The sequence below is a fragment of the Pseudomonas sp. P5_B2 genome (assembly GCF_056400445.1).
In genome coordinates, this window is the sequence record NZ_JBFULH010000987.1 from 1 (window position 1) to 1,198 (window position 1,198).

1 protein-coding gene is annotated in these 1,198 nt (G+C 56.4%); it reads left to right on the forward strand.

Annotated features, from left to right (window positions below):
* A partial coding sequence (thiI, locus tag AC1DRJ_RS28550; protein ID WP_477805091.1) for a tRNA uracil 4-sulfurtransferase ThiI occupies positions 1-1,198 on the forward strand: 1,198 nt, incomplete at both ends.

Genomic DNA, 1,198 nt, shown 5'->3' on the forward strand with positions numbered 1-1,198 from the left:
GGTGGTGAACGGTGTGTGGGACAATCTCGAGCTGGAAACCCGCGTCTGCGAGCCGAAAGYCCTGAAGGAGATGACCGAGCGCCTGAGCTGCATGCCGGGCATCGCGCATTTCCTGCAGGTTGATGAATACCCGTTGGGAGACTTCGACGACATCGTCGCCAAGTGCAAAGAGCACTTTGGTGATTCATTGGCCGGGAAGATCTTCTCGGTGCGCTGCAAGCGCGCCGGCAAGCATGAATTCAGCTCGATGGATGTCGAAAAATACGTCGGCAGCCAATTGCGTCGTCAGTGCGGCGCCGCCGGAATCTCGCTCAAAGAGCCGGAAATCGAAGTTCGAATCGAAATTCGCGACAAACGGTTGTTTGTGATCCACAGCCAGCACAACAGCATCGGTGGATATCCGCTGGGTGCACTGGAACAGACGCTTGTGCTGATGTCCGGCGGCTTCGATTCCACCGTGGCGGCGTACCAGATCATGCGCCGTGGCCTGATGAGCCATTTCTGCTTCTTCAATTTGGGCGGAAGGGCCCATGAACTGGGCGTCATGGAAGTCGCGCACTTCATCTGGAAGAAGTACGGAAGCTCCCAGCGCGTGTTATTTGTCAGTGTGCCGTTCGAAGAAGTACTGGGAGAAATTCTCGGGAAAGTCGATAACAGTCATATGGGCGTAGTTTTGAAGCGTATGATGTTGCGCGCTGCTTCCCGTATTGCAGATCGGCTGGACATTGAAGCGCTGGTCACCGGTGAAGCGATTTCCCAGGTGTCGAGCCAGACGTTGCCGAACCTGTCCGTGATCGACTGCGTGACCGACAAGCTGGTCTTGCGTCCGCTGATCGCCAGTCACAAGCAGGACATCATCGATCTGGCCAACGAAATCGGCACCGCCGACTTCGCCAAGCACATGCCGGAATACTGCGGGGTCATCTCGGTGAACCCAAAGACCCACGCCAAGCGTCCGCGCGTGGAGCATGAAGAGAAAGAATTCGACATGGCCGTCCTTGAGCGTGCGCTCGAGAACGCCAAACTGGTACCGATCGATCGAGTCATCGACGAATTGGGCCAGGACTTGCAGATTGAAGAAGTCAGCGAAGCGCTGGCGGGGCAAATCATCATCGATATCCGTCACCCGGATGCCGCTGAAGATGATCCGCTGGCACTGGCTGGTATCGAGGTACAAGCGATGCCTTTCTATGCATTG